Here is a 17,572-nt window from a genome sequence, read left to right on the forward strand (position 1 = left end):
TCAGCTCTCGCCGTGGGAGTCGAGCAGTTCCGAGGCGTACGGCGGGGCAGGGGGCTCCTGAGGGGCAGCGGGCGCGGCGGCGACCGGCTGCACGGGTGGGAGGCCGCCGGCCCCGTCGCCCGCCCCGGCGCTCGGCCTGCTGCGAGTGCCGAACAGCGCGGGCAGCGCGGGCAGCGCGGGCAGCGCCAGCGCGCCGAGCGCCGTCCAGAGCAGGTTGGCCGCGAGCATGCCCAGCACGGCCAGGCCGAGCGAGGTGTGGCTGGTCGACTCGCGCAGGGCCCCGCCGTTCAGCCCTCCCAGGTCGCCCGTGCCCCCGTGGTACGAGATGACCGACGAGGTCGTCAGGCCCGCACCCAGCATCAGCAGGCTCAGCGCCACCGCGTACGCCGCGGCGAGCTTGAGCCGGCCCACGAGGTCGAGCCGCCGGCGGTACGCGGACCAGCCGAGCACCGCGGCCCCGACGACCGCCAGCGCCAGCGTCCAGCGCCAGTTGCCGCTCTCGCCGTGCAGGTCGAACAGTGACAGCCGGTCCGAGTCGTTCAGGCTCCGCTCGTCGACTCCGAAACTCCCGCCCTGCCGGTACGAGACCCCGACGGTCGCTCCGGAGCCGACGCCGAGCAGCAGCAGGCCGAGGTTGGGCAGAAAGGCGAGCGAGGCCCAGGTCGCCGGGGCCTCGCCCTGGGCCGCGACCAGGATGAAGCCCGCCAGTGAGGCCAGGCCGAGGGTGACCGCCAGCGCGCGCCCGGCGACCAGAGCGCCCACCAGCCAGCCACGCACCGCGGGCCGCTGCCAGGCCGCCCAGCGCAGGACGTCCGTGCCGTACACCGAGAGCGCGAGCAGCCCGGCGAGCAGCAGCGCCCAGCCGGCGGCCTGCAGCCAGCCCGCCTCCACCGTGATCCGGCCGCCGGAGGGGGCCCCGAGGATGAAGCCCATGCCGTCGCGGGGCGAGGGTGTGAAGTCGATCCCCGCGAACCACCCGAGCGCCGCGGTGGCGGCCACCGCCAGCAGGGCCGTACGCGCCGCCTCCTCGCAGGCCTGACGGCCCGTGATCCGCTCCTCGCCGTGCCGGCGGCGGGCCCGCAGCCCCGCCCCGAGACCGAGCCGGAGCAGCACGAGCCAGAGCAGGGTCACCGTCAACGGCAGGGCGCGCAGCACCATCTCGCTCGTCATGGAGAACGCGGACTCGCCCATGGACGTCCGGCCCGACAGCGGCGCACCGAGCGCCGACACGGTCAGCGCCAGGGCCACACCGAAGCGGCTGCCGAACGGGAGCCGGCCGTACATCTCACTCTCCGGTGCGGCCACCACCAGCGCGACGAGCAGCAGCAGGGCCGTCGGCGCGATCACGGCCCTGAGCGCCGGACGCCAGTCCGCCTCGGTGAACCAGCGCAGCGCCGCGGACCGCCCGGCGGCCGGTTCGAACGGGACGCCCGCACCCCAACTCCCCACCGGGGGCGGGCTCGTCGTCACACCGCCGACGACCTCGGAGACCTCGCTGATCGCAGGCGGCGGCGCGAACGGGCGCCCGCAGGAGGCGCAGTGCTGCGCGCCGCCCGCCGAAGCCGCTCCGCAGGCTGCGCAGATCGCCATGTCGTCCCCGTCCCACGAGCCCACAAGCAGAAGCCCGTTTATCCCACCGGCCGTCGGAGACTGTCAACCGCGGACGAAGGACCGCGCTACCCGGCCGCCTTGGGCACCTTCGGTACGGGCAGCAGCAGTTGGCCGAACGCGCCGGCCGGCACGGCGGGCCGCACCGGTGCGACGGCCGTCACCCGGCGGTACTCCTCGTCCTGGGCGGGCCGCGGGTCGGTCTCGCCCTTGTTGGGCCACATCGACATGGCCCGCTCGGCCTGCGCGGTGATGGTGAGCGAGGGGTTGACCCCCAGGTTGGCGGAGATGGTGGAGCCGTCCACCACGCTGATGCCCGGGTAGCCGTACAGCCGCTGGTACGGGTCGACGACGCCGTTCTCGGGGCTGTCGGCGATCGGGCAGCCGCCGATGAAGTGGGCGGTCATCGGGATGTCGAAGATCTCGCCGACGGAGCTGCCCGCGAAGCCGTTGATCGACTCGGCCAGCGCCTTGGCACCCGCCTCGGCGGCCGGGATCCAGGTCGGGTTCGGCGCGCCGTGGCCCTGCCGGGAGGTCAGCTTGCCCTTGCCGAGGCCCGACTTCTTCAGCGAGACGGTGATCGAGTTGTCCAGCGACTGCATCACCAGCCCGATGATGGTCTTCTCCGACCAGCGGTGCTGGTTCATCGACTGCACGAAGATCACCGGGTGCCGGGCCGCCGTCACCGCGTACCGCAGCCAGCGCGGGCCCCGGCCGACACCCGGCACCTGCTGGACGCTCAGCGCGCCCATCGCGTTGGAGCCCTTGCCGTAGCGGACGGGCTCGATATGGGTGTTCTCGTCCGGGTGGATGGACGAGGTGATGGCGACTCCCTTGGTGAAGTCGACCCTCTCGCCGTAGCGCCGGTCCGTGGTCGAAGCACCCACCAGCGCCTCGGAGTTGGTCCGGGTCAGCTCGCCGAGCTTCGCCGAGATCTCCGGCAGGTGGCCGCCGTCCCGCATCCGGTGGAGCAGGGTCTGGGTGCCGTACGTGCCGGCCGCGACCACCACCCTGGCGGCCGTGATGGTCCGGGCGCCGGCCTTCACCGGGTCCTTGGAGCGGGAGTTGGTGCGCCGGACGTCGACCGCGAAGCCGCCCTCCACCGGCCGGATCCGCTCCACCGTGGTCAGCGGGTGGATCTCGGCGCCGTTGCGCTCGGCCAGGTACAGGTAGTTCTCGGTGAGCGTGTTCTTGGCGCCGTGCCGGCAGCCCGTCATGCACTCGCCGCACTCGATGCACGCCTTGCGGCGCGGTCCGGCGCCGCCGAAGTACGGGTCCTCGACCTCGCCGCCCGGTGCGGCCTTCGCGGCGCCGTCCGCGTCGTTGCCGTCACCGAAGAACACGCCGACGGGGGCCAGGTGGAAGGTGTCCCCCACGCCCAACTTCTCGGCGGCGGCCTTCAGATGGACGTCCGAGGGCGTCACCGTCGGGTTGGTGCGCACGCCGAGCATCCGCTGCGCCTGGTCGTAGAAGGGGCCGAGCTCCTGCTCCCAGTCGGTGATGTGCTGCCACTGGCGGTCCTCGAAGAACGCCTTCGGCGGGACGTACAGCGTGTTGGCGTAGTTGAGCGAGCCGCCGCCGACGCCCGCGCCGCCCAGCACCAGCACGTTGGCGAGCAGGTGGATCCGCTGGATCCCGTACAGGCCCAGGGCCGGTGCCCAGAGGTAGTTCTTCGTGTCCCAGGAGTTCTTCGGCAGCTCCTCGGGGCCGAAGCGCCGCCCGGCCTCCAGGACGGCGACCCGGTAGCCCTTCTCGGTCAGCCGCAGGGCGGAGACCGAACCGCCGAATCCCGAGCCGACCACGATCACGTCGTAGTCGGTCCCACCAGTGCTCGCCATCGTGCCGCCGCTCCTTCGAAGTACCGGACAGGGACCTGCTGCAGGCCGGGGACCTACTTGAACCCGAGGGCCTTCATGGCCTTCAGCCCGGTGGTGAACAGCGCGGCGAAGCGCGCGTCGTCCAGGCCGAAGGACGGCCCGATCGGCATCAGCCGCTGGGTCGCGATCGTCTGCGCCTCGGTGTAGCGCAGGATGCCCTCGGCGCCGTGCCGGCGGCCGAGCCCGGAGTCGCCCATGCCGCCCATCGGGGAGGCGACCGAGCCGTAGGCCGCCGCGTAGGCCTCGTTGACGTTCACCGTGCCGGTGTGCAGCCGGGCCGCGACGGCCCGCCCGCGGCGCAGGTCCTTCGTCCAGACGCTGGAGTTCAGGCCGTACGAGGTCGCGTTGGCGGCCTCGACGGCCTCGTCCTCGCTGTCGAAGCGGTAGACGGACACCACCGGGCCGAAGGTCTCCTCGGCGCACACCGACATCTCGGAGGTGACGCCGTCCAGGATGGTCGGCTCGAAGAACAGCGGTCCGAGCTCCGGCCGGGCCTGGCCCCCGGCCAGCACCTTGGCGCCGCCCTTGACCGCCTCCTCGACGTGCCGGGTGACGACCTCCAGCTGCCGCTCGGAGACCAGCGAGCCCATGTCGGCCCCGTACGCCAGACCGCCGCCGAGGCGCAGCGCCCTGGTCCGCTCGGCGAAGCGGCGCAGGAAGTCGTCGGCGACCGAGCGGTGCACGAAGAGCCGCTCGATCGAGATGCACAGCTGACCGGCCGAGGAGAAGCAGGCCCGGACGGCACCTTCGGCGGCCTTGTCCAGGTCGGCGTCGGCCAGCACCAGCAGGGCGTTCTTGCCGCCGAGCTCCAGCGAGGCACCGACCAGGCGGGCGGCGGCCTTCTGCGCGACCTCGCGCCCCGTCCGGGTCGAGCCGGTGAAGGAGACGTAGTCCGCGTGCTCGACCACGGCGGGGCCGATCACCGGGCCGTCGCCGATGACGATCTGCCAGAGATCGGCGGGCAGCCCGGCCTCGACCAGCAGCTCGCGCGCCCAGAGTGCGGTCAGCGCGGTCTGGGTGTCCGGCTTGTTCACCACCGCGTTGCCGGCCACGAAGGCCGGCAGGGCGTCGCCGACGGACAGCTCCAGCGGGTAGTTCCACGGCGAGATCTGCCCGATCACGCCCTTCGGACGGCGGGCCTCCACCGCATGGGTCAGCACCGGTACGGCCCCGCTCCGCCGCCGGTCCTTCAGGTACGCGGACGCCTTGCGGCCGTAGTGCCGGGCGGCCAGCGCCGCGCCGAGCACCTCCTCGAAGGCGTGCAGCCGGGCCTTGCCGGTCTCGGCCTGGATCAGGTCGAGCACCTCGTCCTGCCGCTTGAGCAGCAGGTCGTGGAAGCGCAGCAGCACGGCGGCCCGCCGGCGGACGGGCAGGGCGGCCCAGCTCCGCTGCGCCCGCCGGGCCAGCTCGTACGCCACCTCGACGTCGGCCGGGGTGGACTGCGGCAGGCTCGCCAGGCGTTCGCCGGTGAGCGGCGCGGTGGTGTGCACCAGCTCGGGCTCGCCCGTCGCGGTGACGCCCTTGGCCAGCCGGGCGACCAGTGCCGCCGGGACCGCCGAGGCGACCGTACGCGCGCCGCCGGGAGCAGCGGGATTGCGCCCGGGGGCCTGTGCATCTGCCGTGATGTCCGTCATAGCGCGCAGCCTAGGCGCTCGGGAGCGACTTTGGTACCCGTCGGTAACAGAAAAATATCTGTGGCAGATGTTTATGGATCAGCGTGTTGGTGTGAAGTTGTTGAACACCGTCGTGAAGCGCCGCTGCCCCGTGGTCCAGTCCTTGGGCGTGTCGGGGCAGGACAGGTAGATGGCGTACGAGGTGCCGTCCTCGTCCCGGAACTCCGCCTCCTTGGCGTGCCGGCGCGAGCCGTCCTTCGCGGTGTAGGTGAACTCCCACACCGCGCCCTCCTGGCCGTGCACCTTGGTGTCGGAGAGGTCCTCGCGCACGTACTCCTTCAGGCTCCGGCTGACGGTCTCCTCCATCTGCTCGAAGTGCTCCCGCGGGCTCAGCGACTGCCCGACGGTGACCGCGAACTGCAGGTAGTGGATCCGGTTGTCCGGGCTGTAGAAGATCTGGCTGTTGTCGTCCGTCGTGCGCACCCACTTCCCCTCCACCGGGACGGGGAAGCGGAAGCCCGCCGGGTCGTCCACCCACTGGTAGCCGCTGGGCGCCGGGCCCGGGGCCGTCGTGCCGGGGCCGTCCGTGGTGACGGTGGACGGATGCTCCGAGCGCGCCCGGTCGATCACCGTCCGGACGGCGTACGCACCGCCGCCCGCGAGAACGGCGACCACCAGGCCGACGATCGCCACGCGCAGGCCCGTCCGGCGCTTGCGCCTCGGCGCGACCACGGTCGCCGCCGTGGGCTGCGGCTCCGCCGCAGGCGCCGCCGGCTCGGTGCGGTCGACCACCGGCACCACCTGCGTCGGCACCTTCTGCAGCTTCTTCGGCGCCGCCTTGATGCCCATGGTGTGACCCGCCGTCACCTCCGACAGCATCCGCAGCGCCTCGTCCGCACTCGGCCGCTCGGCCGGGTCCTTGGCCATCAGCGCCGCCAGCACCGGGCCGAGCGCCCCGGCCCTGCGAGGCTCCGGCAGCGGGTCGCCCACCACGGCCGCCAGGGTGGTCAGCGGCGAGGTACGGCGGAACGGCGACTCCCCCTCCACCGCGGCGTACAGCGTCGCGCCCAGACCCCACAGGTCCGAGGCCGGGCCCGGCCGCTCGCCCTGGGCCCGCTCGGGCGCCAGGTAGTCCGGCGAGCCCACCAGGTCGCCGGGCCTGGTCAGCTCGGACGAGCCCTCGAAGGTCGCGATGCCGAAGTCCAGCAGCACCACCCGGCCCGTACCGTGCTCGAGCAGCACGTTCGCGGGCTTCACATCGCGGTGCAGCACGCCCAGCTGGTGGCCCCGGTGAAGGGCCGCAAGGACCTGGGCACCGACCTCCGCCGCCTCCCGGGGCAGCAGCGTGCCGTCCTGGCTGATCACGTCGGCGAGCGAGCGGCCGTCGATCAGCTCCATCACGATCCACGGACGGCCGTCCTGCTCCAGCACGTCGTGAATCGTGATGACACCCGGGTGCTTGATCCGTGCGGCGGCCCTGGCCTCGCGCTTCATCCGGGACTGCAGGATCTCCAGCTCCTCCTCGGGGAGGTGGCTGACCGTCAGCTCCTTCACCGCGACCTCGCGGTCGAGCATCTCGTCCCTGGCCCGCCAGACCGTGCCCATGCCGCCCCGGCCGAGCCGCTCGCCCAGCGTGTACCGCCCGGCCAGCACCCGCTGGTCCCCTCTGGCCTGCGCCGACTGATCCTGCACGCCCATGGCGACCGTTCCCCCTCATCAGCCCGCCGTCACCCTGACGGAGGTTCCGGTGCACCGCTGACTCACCGACCGGACAACTTCCATGCACAGGTTAGGCGCCCCGGCCCGAGGCCGGAATCTCACCCCGCCCAGATCACCATCCTGTGATCCCAGCCTCACAGGCCGTCAGCCTGCCAGCGCCACCACGGCCGCCAGGGCGGCCAGCAGCGCCATCATCACCCCGCCCACCAACAGGGGCCCGAGCAGTGCGGGCGGCACCACGGTCCGCCGCCCGGCATGCCGCCCGTGCACCACCTCTCCGGCCCGCTGCCGGGGCACCAGCGGCCCGTCCGGGCGCAGCACCGGCAGCAGCGGGACCGCCTGCTCGTAGGGCTCCGGGGCAGCCGCCAGCAGCTCGATCAGCTGCAACCGCACCTCGGCCGCCGTCGGCCGGGCGGCCGGGTCCGCCAGGAGCAGCTGCTCGACCAGCGGACGCAGCGGCCCGCACCCGGCGGCCGACTCGTGCCTGCCGTCCCGCACCGCCGCCAGCAGCGTCGGCAGGTCGTCCTCCGGGAACGGCGCACGGCCCACCAGCAGCCGGTACAGCAGCACACCCAGCGCCCAGCAGTCCGCCTCCGGGCCCGCCTCCAGCGCCCACCGCTCGGCCTTCGGGCCCAACAGCACCGCCCGTGCCTCGTACACCCGTCTCGGCACCGGCCCGCCGAGCGCCGCACACAGCTCCTCCTCGGCCGCGCCGAGCAGCAGGCCGCCGAGCATGGCGGCGCCGTCCTCACAGACCACCACGGTCTCCGCAGAAACGTTCCCGTGCGTCAGACCAACCTCGTGCAGGGCCCGCAAGGCTCCCGCCAGATCCGCCCCGAGCTCGGCGACCCGGTACGGCGGCACCGGTCCCTCGCCCGCCAGCTCGGCCAGCGGCACGCCCGGCGGACGTTCCTCGGCCACCCACAGCAGCTCACCCTCGGCGAACACCTCGACCGCCCGCAGCAGCCTCGGCTGCTTCGGGGAGCCCTCCACGGCCGCCGCCACCTGACGGGCGATCCGCTCCCCGTACTCGGGATCGGGGGTCGCCATCAGCCCGCCCGGGATCAGCAGCTCGGGCAGCTCCAGCACGTGCAGCAGCACCGCCTCGCCGGACCGGACGTCCTCCGCGGGGACACCACTGCCCTCCGAACGGCCCGTCACCCGGTACCGCCCGGCCACCACTTGCCCCGGGGCCGCTCCCATTCGCGTTCCTTCCGTTCCGGCCAGCGTACGCGGCCCGCCTGCGTAGGCTCGTCCCATGGACTGGACCGATCTGATCGACGTGGCCTTCGACGTACTCGGCGGCAACAACGACGGCAAGGCGGCGGCGCTGCGCAGCGTGGAGTCATCGGTCGTCCCCGGCGAACAGCCGGTCGCAGCCACGGCCGGCCGTCATCCGGACCACTTCCGCAAGGGCGCCCTGGTGCTGACCACCCGCCGGCTGCTCTTCCTGAAGGACGGCAAGCCCCCACTGCCGGTTGCGCTGGACGCGGTCACCGACGTCACGGTCACCAGGACCCGGCTCAACGGCGAGGTGCTCAAGATCGTCGCGCTCACCGGCGCCCACCGGTTCGAGGACGTGGTGAAGGCCGAGATCTTCGCCGACCGGATCCGCAGCACGGCGGCAGCCGCCCGCCGTACGCCGGGCACCCCCGCCGCCGCGCCCGTCGCCCCGCCCGTCGACCTGCTCGACCAGCTCGAACGCCTTGCCGCCCTGCACGCCTCCGGTGCCCTCACCGACGAGGAGTTCAGCCGCGCCAAGCAGCGCCTGATCGGCTGAGCCGCCCGGCGGGGCTAGGGCGCCGGCTGGAAGCTGTCGAAGCCGACCTTGCGGGCCTGGACGTTGTCCGGCGCGTTCCAGTCGGCGTCGGGCATCGTCCAGTACAGGGCATAGCCGTACTTGCCGTTGCCGGTGACGAAGCCTCGGTTGAGCGAGTGCAGCGTGGTCCTGCTGCCGTAGGTCCACTCCCAGTCGGCCGCGTTGGTCCACTGCCGGTAGGTGATCGCCTGCAGGGTGATGCGCTGGTAGTTGGCGGCGCCCAGCTCCTTCTCGCTGCCGGCCCAGTCGTCCACCGCGCTGCCGTGGGCGGGCTGGGTCCAGTCCACCACCAGCTTGACGCCCCGGCCCTCGAACTTCCGGCTGGTGTCGTCGTAGTCCTCGCCCTTGTCCGCCATCCACTCGGGCAGCACGATCGAGAAGCCCGAGCCGTCGTGGTACTCGCGGAAGCCCGCCGGTACGGCCGAGGTCGGAGTGGCAACGGTGCTCGCGGCCGCGCTCGGGGCCGTGGCCGGGGCCGTACTCGGACCGGTGGCCGGCTTCGAGGCGGTCGTCTGCGCGGGCTTGGCGCCGCTCGCGGCAGGAGCCGAGGGCGTGACCGCCGCAGGGGTCCTCGCCGCGTCCGCGGAACCCGCCCCACCCGTCGTGCCGCCCGAGTCGCGCAGCAGTATCGCCACACCTGTCAGCAGCAGCACGACCACCAGGGCGATCCCGGCCAGTACCGCGGGCCGCCGGCCCCGCCCGGGCGGCACCGCCGACAGCACCTCGGTCACGGGTACCGGCTGGGCCACCGGCTCCGGCACGGGAACGGGCGCCGGCACGGGCACCGGCGCAACGGGCTCCGCCGCCCGGCTCCCCACCCGCACCGTCCCCAACAGCCCGCCCACACCGCGCTTCGCCTCGACCGGCTCCTCGGCCACAGCCCCGGCGGCGGCCGCCACCGGCGTGGTGACCTGCGTCGTCGACTCCGCCTTCGCCGTCTCGTCCGCGACGATCCGCTTGAGCATCGACCGGGTGGTGGAGGCGTCCAGCCGCCGCGCCGGGTCCTTCTCCAGCAGCCCCTCGATGACCGGCCGCAGCGCTCCGGCCTTCTCGGGGGTGGCGAGCTCCTCCGTCATCACCGCCGTGAGCGTGGCCAGCGCCGAACCCCGGTCGTACGGGGGCCGCCCCTCGACCATCGCGTACAGCGTCCCGCCCAGCGACCACATGTCCGCCGGCGGTCCGGGCTTCTGCCCCCGCGCCCGCTCCGGCGAGATGTACGACGGCGCGCCGACCAGCATGCCGGTCGAGGTGACGGAGGTGTCGCCCTCCACGCTGGCGATGCCGAAGTCCGTCAGGACGACCCTGCCGTCCTCACCTATCAGCACGTTGGACGGCTTCACGTCCCGGTGCAGGATCCCGTGGCTGTGCGCCGCTCCCAGCACGCCCAGCAGCTCGATGGCGATCTCGGCGGCCCGGCCGGGCTTCAGCGGACCGTCCTCCTTGATGACCTCCGCCAGCGAGCGCGACTCGACGAGCTCCATCACGATCCACGGCCGGTCGTCCTCCTCGACCACGTCGAAGACGGTCACCGCCGCGGTGTGCCGGATCCGCGCCGTCGCCTTGGCCTCGCGCAGCGTGCGGACGATCAGGCGGTGCTTCTCCTCCTCGTCCACACCGCCGTGCATCCGCAGTTCCTTGACCGCGACGATCCGGCCGAGCACCTCGTCCTCGGCCCGCCACACGGTGCCCATCCCGCCTCGGCCGAGAACTTCGTTCAGCCGGTAGCGACCTGCCAGGAGACGGCCGGTGGAACCCTGCGCCTGGGTCATTGGTGCATTCCCCCATGTGCTGCGGTCGAGGTGACGGCGCGTCGGCACAGGTCGTGGACAGACCGTGGGCCGCGCCGGGCGGCGGGCTCCGAACGCCAAGCCTCCATCATCCCCTGTCCCGTGGGCCGCCGACCACCCGCCCCGGCCTTACCCCCGAACATCCGGCCGCCCGGACGGCGCTCCGTACCCGACCCTCCATCAAAACGCCTGGCCCCCGCCCGAGGTCAGGCGGGGGCCAGGCGTACCGAGCGTCCGTCAGCGGTGGTTGAGGGCCGGGTTGACCGTCACCTCGACGCGCTGGAACTCCTTGAGCTCCGAGTACCCGGTGGTCGCCATCGCGCGGCGCAGCGCACCGAAGAGGTTCATGGTGCCGTCCGGGGTGTGCGAGGGACCGGTCAGGATCTCCTCCGTCGTCCCGACCGTGCCCAGGTCGACGCGCTTGCCCCGCGGCAGCTCCTCGTGCACGGCCTCCATGCCCCAGTGGAAGCCCTTGCCCGGGGCGTCCGTCGCCCGCGCGAGCGCCGCACCGATCATGACCGCGTCCGCGCCGCACGCGACGGCCTTGGCGATGTCACCGCTGTACCCGACACCGCCGTCCGCGATGACGTGCACGTACCGGCCGCCGGACTCGTCCATGTAGTCCCGACGGGCCGCGGCCACGTCCGCGACCGCCGTCGCCATCGGCACCTGGATGCCGAGCACGTTGCGCGTGGTGTGCGCGGCGCCGCCGCCGAAGCCCACCAGGACACCCGCGGCACCGGTACGCATCAGGTGCAGCGCGGCGGTGTACGTGGCACAGCCGCCGACGATGACCGGCACGTCCAGCTCGTAGATGAACTGCTTGAGGTTCAGCGGCTCGGCTGCGCCGGACACGTGCTCGGCGGAGACGGTCGTCCCGCGGATCACGAAGACGTCGACACCGGCGTCCACGACGGCCTTGGAGAACTCGGCCGTGCGCTGCGGCGAGAGCGCGGCAGCCGTGACCACACCCGACTCCCGCACCTCCTTGATCCGCTGGCCGATCAGCTCGGCGCGGATCGGCGCCGAGTAGATCTCCTGCAGGCGCCGGGTGGCGGCGGCCTCGTCCGTGATCGCCGCGATCTCGTCGAGCAGCGGCTGCGGGTCGTCGTAGCGGGTCCACAGGCCCTCGAGGTTGAGCACGCCCAGGCCGCCCAGCTGACCGATCGCGATGGCCTGCGCGGGCGAGACCACGCTGTCCATCGGGGCCGCCAGGAAGGGCAGCTCGAAGCGGTAGGCGTCGATCTGCCAGGCGATCGAGACCTCCTTCGGGTCCCGCGTACGGCGGCTGGGGACGACGGCGATGTCGTCAAACGAATACGCCCGGCGGCCGCGCTTGCCTCGCCCGATCTCGATCTCAGTCACTTCGAGCCCTTCTGCTGCGTCATGCTGTACAGACCGGGTCAACCCCGGCCGCCCCCAGTATCCCGCACCCGCGCGGCAACGTGCCGTAGGTGTCCAGCCCAGAAGGGGCGCGGGGCTCTGGTGGTTGTCCCGTCAGCGGCTGGTGTAGTTCGGCGCCTCGACCGTCATCTGGATGTCGTGCGGGTGGCTCTCCTTGAGCCCCGCCGAGGTGATCCGCACGAACCGCCCCTTGCTCTCCATCTCGGCGACGGTGGCGGCGCCGACGTAGCCCATGGTCTGCCGCAGGCCGCCGACCAGCTGGTGCAGCACGGCCGCGAGCGGGCCGCGGTACGGCACCTGGCCCTCGATGCCCTCGGGCACGAGCTTGTCGTCCGAGGCCACCTCGGCCTGGAAGTAACGGTCCTTCGAGTAGGACCGCCCCTGGCCGCGCGACTGCATCGCACCCAGCGAGCCCATGCCGCGGTACGACTTGAACTGCTTGCCGTTGATGAACATCAGCTCGCCCGGCGACTCCTCGCACCCGGCCAGCAGGCTGCCCAGCATCACGGTATCCGCACCGGCGGCCAGCGCCTTGCCGATGTCGCCGGAGTACTGCAGGCCGCCGTCACCGATCACCGGCACGCCCGCCGCCTGGCAGGCCACGGCAGCCTCGTAGATCGCCGTCACCTGCGGGACGCCGATGCCGGCGACCACGCGCGTGGTGCAGATCGAGCCCGGGCCGACGCCGACCTTGACGCCGTCCACGCCCGCGTCGATCAGCGCCTGGGCGCCGTCCCGGGTCGCGACGTTCCCGCCGATGACGTCCACCGCCACCGCGGCCTTGATCTTCGAGATCCAGGCCAGCGCGTTGCTGCTGTGCCCGTGCGAGGTGTCGACGACCAGGAAGTCCACGCCGGCGCCGACCAGGGCCTGCGCCCGGTCGAAGGCCTCGGCGGACGCGCCGACGGCGGCGCCGACCAGCAGACGGCCCTCGGCGTCCTTGGCGGCGTTCGGGTACTTCTCGGCCTTGACGAAGTCCTTGACCGTGATCAGGCCCTTGATCCGGCCCTCGTCGTCGACCAGCGGGAGCTTCTCGATCTTGTGCCGGCGCAGCAGGCCGATGGCCTCCTCGCCGCTGATGCCGACCTTCCCGGTGATCAGCGGCATCGGCGTCATGATCTCGCGGACCTTGCGGTTGCGGTCCGACTCGAAGGCCATGTCGCGGTTGGTGACGATGCCGAGCAGCTTGCCGCTCTCGTCGGCGATCGGCACACCGCTGATCCGGAACTTGGCGCAGAGCGCGTCGGCCTCGCCCAGCGTGGTCTCGGGGCCGACCGTGATCGGGTCCGTGACCATCCCGGACTCCGACCGCTTCACCAGGTCGACCTGGTTGACCTGGTCCTCGATCGACAGGTTGCGGTGCAGCACACCGACACCACCCTGCCGCGCCATCGCGATCGCCATCCGCGACTCGGTGACCTTGTCCATCGCCGCCGAGAGCAGCGGGATGTTCACCCGCACGTTGCGGGAGACCCGCGAGGAGGTGTCGACCTGGTTCGGCAGCACCTCGGAGGCCCCGGGCAGCAGCAGGACGTCGTCGTACGTCAGTCCGAGCATCGCGAACTTCTCGGGTACGCCTGCGGCGTTGTAAGACATTTCCGGGACCTTCCGTGGCAGCCGATTCGATCGGATCGCGCCCAGTGAGGGTTGGGGGCGCATTCTGTTCCGGGCGGACACTCGGCCGCGGTACAGCCTCGTCACACCCGCGCACACCGGCACAGGCTCAGGCCACCAAGACACCCGCGGACAGTTGGAGGAACCTCCAGGGGAACCCCGCTCACACCCGCGAAACTTTGGCGACCTGCCCAGGCGCCGATACCCCATGGTACTGGCACCGAGAATGCCGCTCGCGCCCCCTTGACAACACCGGGATCAGGAGGACTCTTCCGCCAGCGCCCGAAGCCGGCTGAGCGCCCGGTGCTGGGCGACCCGTACGGCACCCGGAGACATGCCGAGCACCTCGCCCGTCTCCTCCGCCGACAGGCCCGCGGCCACCCGGAGCAGCACGAGTTCGCGCTGACGGGCCGGCAGGTTCGACAGCAGCTCCTTGGCCCAGGCCGCATCGCTGCTGAGCAGCGCCCGCTCCTCCGGGCCGAGCGCGTCGTCCGGCAGCTCCGGCATGTCGTCCGGCGGGATCACCGTGGAGCCGGGCCCGCGCATGGCGGCCCGCTGCAGGTCGGCGATCTTGTGCGCCGCGATGCCGTAGACGAAGGCCTCGAACGGCCGCCCCTCGTCCTTGTAGCGCGGCAGTGCGCACAGCACCGCCACGCACACCTCCTGGGCGACGTCGTCCACATGGTGCCGCGCGCCACCGGGCAGCCGGACCAGCCGGCCCCGGCAGTACCGCAGGGCCAGCGGGTGGACGTACGCGAGCAGCGCGTCGATCGCGGGGCCCTCGCCTCTCACGGCGGCCGCGACCAGCTCACCCATCAGCGGCGACACGCCACCGCCCAGCACCGGACGGCGCGATTCGGCGGCGGCCCGAGGCAGGTCATCGGGATGCGGGTCATCGGGGTGGGAGTCATCGGGGTGCGGGGTCTCCGCGTACGACGGATCGGCACCCGGGCCGTCAAAAGCGGCCACATCGGAGTCCGGCTCGTCGTCATGCATCGGTCCATGGTGCCTGGTCGAGCCGGAAAACGCGGCACCGCGTCCGGAGTTGTGCATCGGAACGTTATGCGTCGCCGCCGTGCCACCTCCCGCGCCACCGCTCTCCGAACTGTTCTCCGAGCCGCCGGCGGCCACGCTCGTCGCCGCAGTACCTGTCCGCTGGTCCCCGAGGTGCTCCACTACTCCATGGTGCAGCCTCGGGACCGTAACGTCACACGTCTGAGCGAGCGAAGCGGCCGGGCGGCTGCCTCTCATGGGCGGCCGGCTCTCAGCGGACCAGTCCCCAGCGGAAGCCGAGGGCCACCGCGTGCGCCCGGTCCGACGCGCCGAGCTTCTTGAAGAGCCGCCGCGCGTGCGTCTTCACGGTGTCCTCCGACAGGAAGAGCTCGCGCCCGATCTCGGCGTTGCTCCTCCCATGGCTCATGCCCTCCAGCACCTGGATCTCACGCGCCGTCAGCGTCGGCGCCGCACCCATGTCGGGGCTGCGCAGCCGACGCGGTGCGAGCCGCCAGGTCGGGTCGGCCAGCGCCTGGGTGACGGTGGCCCGCAGCTCGGCGCGCGAGGCGTCCTTGTGCAGGTAACCGCGCGCCCCGGCGGCGACCGCCAGCGCGACACCGTCGAGATCCTCGGCGACGGTGAGCATGATGATGCGCGCCCCGGGATCGGCGGACAGCAGCCGCCGCACCGTCTCCACCCCGCCGAGGCCGGGCATCCGGACATCCATCAGAACGAGATCGGAACGGTCGGCCACCCAGCGGCGGAGGACCTCCTCACCGTTCGTCGCCGTGGTCACCCGGTCGACACCGGGCACCGTCGCCACCGCGCGGCGAAGCGCCTCCCGGGCGAGCGGGGAATCGTCGCAGACGAGTACGGATGTCATGACCGTCCTCCGCAGCTGATCCGCGTCACGTTGAGCCTCCTGGCTGGTACGAATCTCTCCGACACGGCCGATTGCGACGGACTTCGTTCGGATCGCCGGTGTCCCCGCGATCGTTCCCGACGCCCAGCGCCCGCTAACCGCCTCCGCACATCCAACGACCGTCACTCGAATGAGTTACGGCCCTCAGGGCCATCTCCACCACTGTACGTGGCCAACCCATTACTGATCAGCCACCTCGCGGTGCACACGCCGCACTTTTGTGCTGCCGGCGCGCGGCCCGCGCACCACGCGCACGCCCTCGGGCCCGCCTGCGCCCCCGGCGCCACCCGATTGGCACGCGAACACCCGCCAAACGTCATGCCCCGTTTGTCCGTTTTTATAGCTTCTATACGGTCATTGACTGTTGTGTAACTCTGTGGGTGACTTGTCCCAGTGGTTGCCGTAAGTCATATTTCCAGGTGTCCGTACCGGCTCTTCGCAGCCTCGCCGAGCTGACCCGAGCTGACCCCGAGCCCACGGGTCTCAGCGAGCCTCAGCCGATGAGCCTCCTCGAGTCCTTGAAGGGAATGAGCCATGGCAGATTTCTCCCGCCTCCCCGGCCCCAACGCAGACCTCTGGGACTGGCAGCTCTCCGCCGCCTGCCGCGGCGTGGACAGTTCGCTCTTCTTCCACCCGGAGGGCGAGCGCGGGGCAGCGCGTACATCGCGCGAGGCAAGCGCCAAAGAGGTCTGCATGCGGTGCCCGGTACGGACCGAGTGCGCGGCACACGCGCTGGCGGTCCGCGAGCCGTACGGCGTCTGGGGCGGTCTGACCGAGGACGAGCGCGAGGAACTGATGGGTCGTTCGCGCAACCGGCTGGTCGAGGTTCCGCTCACCATGCCGGCCGGCATCAGGCGCTGACCACCGCCCGATACGCCTATGCAGAAACGTTTCTCCTGAACTCAACCGCTAGCGAGCGGCAGCCGCCCCCGAGAGCTGATCCAGCATCAGGGCCACGGCCGGTACCTCCGCAAGGTCCGGCAGGGTGAGCGCGACCACCTCGCGGACGGCCGCGGCACCCGACGCCGCACGGACCGGCACGGCCGCCACACCCGAGTGGCGCACCGCCTCCAGCGCGAGGCCCGGCAGCACCGCCACCCCGAGCCCGGCCGCGACCAGGCCGGCCACCGCGGGGTAGTCGTCGGTGGCGAAGTCGATCCGCGGCTCGAAGCCCGCCGCAGCGCAGAGCTCCACCAGGTGGCCCCGGCACTGCGGGCAGCCGGCGATCCACTGCTCGTCCGCGAGCTCCGCGAGGTCCACCGGCCGGCTCTCGTCCCGCGCCGCCAGCGGATGCGCCGCCGGAAGCAGTCCGGCCAGCGGGTCGTCGAGCAGCGGCCGGACCACCAGGTCGGACCAGTCGTTGGCGGCCGCCCTGTCCTGTGCCTCCAGGGTCGCCTCGGCGCGGGCCTCGCGAGGCGTGGCGTGCGGGGCCCGCTGAGCGGTTCCCCCGCGGGAGTCCGGGTAGCGGAAGGCCAGCGCGACCTCGCACTCGCCACCCCGCAGCATCGCCAGCGACTCCGGCGGCTCGGCCTCGACCAGCGACACGCGGACCCCCGGATGGACGCCCCGCAGCCGGGCGACGGCGGTCGGCACAAGGGTGGAACTCGCGGTCGGGAAGGAGACCAGCCGCACCCGTCCGGCGCGCAGGCCGGCGATGGCGGCCACCTCCTCCTCGGCGGCGGAGAGGCCGGCGAGGATCCCGGTGGCGTGCTTGAGCAGCACCTGGCCGGCCTCACTGAGCTGCATCTCCCGCCCGGAGCGGACCACCAGCGGGGTGGCGACGGACTTCTCCAGGGCCTTCATCTGCTGGCTCACCGCGGGCTGGGTGCAGCCGAGTTCACGTGCGGCGGCCGAGAAGGAGCCGGTGCGGGCGACGGCGCGCAGCACACGCAGATGGCGGGCCTCGATCATGCCTCAGTTATAAGGCAGACTTTGGCCGTCGCAAAATCTCCCTGATGTGAACCGTACGCGATGGGGTCCCCCCAGGGGCGCGGGGCTCTGCTTGATCAACTGCGTGCACGACCAGGGCACGACGTCCGTGCACGGTTGATCGCGCAGTTCCCCGCGCCCCTGCTGTGGTTGCTCTGAGCTGTCACGCACCGCGCCCCTGCTGTGGTTGCCCTGAGCCGTCACGCACCGCGCCCCTGCTGTGGTTGCCCACGTGCGTACGGTCTCCCGCGGCCCAGCTGTCAGCGGGAACGCCGGAGGCCCGGCCG

General features: G+C 72.4%; 13 protein-coding genes. 2 read left to right on the plus strand and 11 right to left on the minus strand.

All coding sequences use genetic code 11. The annotated features are described in order from the left end of the window. The 5 genes from FB465_RS13765 to FB465_RS13785 form a co-directional block, all read right to left on the minus strand. Entirely contained in the window at nucleotides 1-1,590 is a 1,590-nt protein-coding gene (locus FB465_RS13765) for a hypothetical protein (protein ID WP_145790697.1), read from the minus strand. Between the two features lie 86 nt (nucleotides 1,591-1,676). Continuing rightward, a complete protein-coding gene (locus FB465_RS13770; RefSeq protein WP_145790699.1) occupies nucleotides 1,677-3,446 on the minus strand; it encodes a GMC family oxidoreductase N-terminal domain-containing protein in 1,770 nt (589 codons plus the stop codon). A gap of 53 nt (nucleotides 3,447-3,499) precedes the next feature. After that, a complete protein-coding gene (locus tag FB465_RS13775) occupies nucleotides 3,500-5,119 on the minus strand; it encodes a succinic semialdehyde dehydrogenase (RefSeq protein WP_145790701.1) in 1,620 nt (539 codons plus the stop codon). A 78-nt stretch (nucleotides 5,120-5,197) separates the two neighbouring features. Beyond that, on the minus strand, nucleotides 5,198-6,796 hold the full coding sequence (locus FB465_RS13780) for a serine/threonine-protein kinase (protein ID WP_145790703.1): 1,599 nt from the start codon (nucleotides 6,794-6,796) through the stop codon (nucleotides 5,198-5,200). 165 nt (nucleotides 6,797-6,961) lie between these two features. Next, the gene (locus FB465_RS13785) at nucleotides 6,962-8,020 is read right to left on the minus strand and encodes a protein kinase domain-containing protein (protein ID WP_170290580.1); all 1,059 of its coding nucleotides are present in this window, start codon (nucleotides 8,018-8,020) and stop codon (nucleotides 6,962-6,964) included. Between the two features lie 55 nt (nucleotides 8,021-8,075). Between FB465_RS13785 and FB465_RS13790 the strand changes: the two genes are divergently transcribed. Then, nucleotides 8,076-8,597 carry an SHOCT domain-containing protein gene (locus FB465_RS13790; RefSeq protein ID WP_145790706.1) on the plus strand — a complete coding sequence of 174 codons (522 nt, stop codon included), beginning with the start codon at nucleotides 8,076-8,078 and terminating at the stop codon, nucleotides 8,595-8,597. A 14-nt stretch (nucleotides 8,598-8,611) separates the two neighbouring features. Here the strand turns inward: FB465_RS13790 and FB465_RS13795 are convergent, their stop codons facing one another. The 5 genes from FB465_RS13795 to FB465_RS13815 form a co-directional block, all read right to left on the minus strand. Continuing rightward, the gene (locus tag FB465_RS13795) at nucleotides 8,612-10,405 is read right to left on the minus strand and encodes a serine/threonine-protein kinase (RefSeq protein ID WP_145790708.1); all 1,794 of its coding nucleotides are present in this window, start codon (nucleotides 10,403-10,405) and stop codon (nucleotides 8,612-8,614) included. Between the two features lie 255 nt (nucleotides 10,406-10,660). Beyond that, on the minus strand, nucleotides 10,661-11,788 hold the full coding sequence (locus FB465_RS13800; protein WP_145790710.1) for a GuaB3 family IMP dehydrogenase-related protein: 1,128 nt from the start codon (nucleotides 11,786-11,788) through the stop codon (nucleotides 10,661-10,663). Between the two features lie 132 nt (nucleotides 11,789-11,920). Next, nucleotides 11,921-13,423: an IMP dehydrogenase gene (gene guaB / locus FB465_RS13805; protein ID WP_145790712.1), complete on the minus strand. Its 1,503-nt coding sequence runs from the start codon at nucleotides 13,421-13,423 to the stop codon at nucleotides 11,921-11,923. A 276-nt stretch (nucleotides 13,424-13,699) separates the two neighbouring features. Then, on the minus strand, nucleotides 13,700-14,257 hold the full coding sequence (gene shbA, locus FB465_RS13810; protein ID WP_145797338.1) for an RNA polymerase sigma factor ShbA: 558 nt from the start codon (nucleotides 14,255-14,257) through the stop codon (nucleotides 13,700-13,702). Nucleotides 14,258-14,705: 448 nt separating this feature from the next. Continuing rightward, the gene (locus FB465_RS13815) at nucleotides 14,706-15,317 is read right to left on the minus strand and encodes a response regulator transcription factor (RefSeq protein ID WP_014136228.1); all 612 of its coding nucleotides are present in this window, start codon (nucleotides 15,315-15,317) and stop codon (nucleotides 14,706-14,708) included. 573 nt (nucleotides 15,318-15,890) lie between these two features. Between FB465_RS13815 and FB465_RS13820 the strand changes: the two genes are divergently transcribed. Then, nucleotides 15,891-16,217: a WhiB family transcriptional regulator gene (locus FB465_RS13820; RefSeq protein ID WP_145790714.1), complete on the plus strand. Its 327-nt coding sequence runs from the start codon at nucleotides 15,891-15,893 to the stop codon at nucleotides 16,215-16,217. Nucleotides 16,218-16,265: 48 nt separating this feature from the next. Here the strand turns inward: FB465_RS13820 and FB465_RS13825 are convergent, their stop codons facing one another. Next, the gene (locus FB465_RS13825) at nucleotides 16,266-17,267 is read right to left on the minus strand and encodes a LysR family transcriptional regulator (RefSeq protein ID WP_145790715.1); all 1,002 of its coding nucleotides are present in this window, start codon (nucleotides 17,265-17,267) and stop codon (nucleotides 16,266-16,268) included. Nucleotides 17,268-17,572: the final 305 nt, after the last annotated feature.

The organism is Kitasatospora atroaurantiaca (genome assembly GCF_007828955.1).
Taxonomy (GTDB): Bacteria; Actinomycetota; Actinomycetes; order Streptomycetales; family Streptomycetaceae; genus Kitasatospora; species Kitasatospora atroaurantiaca.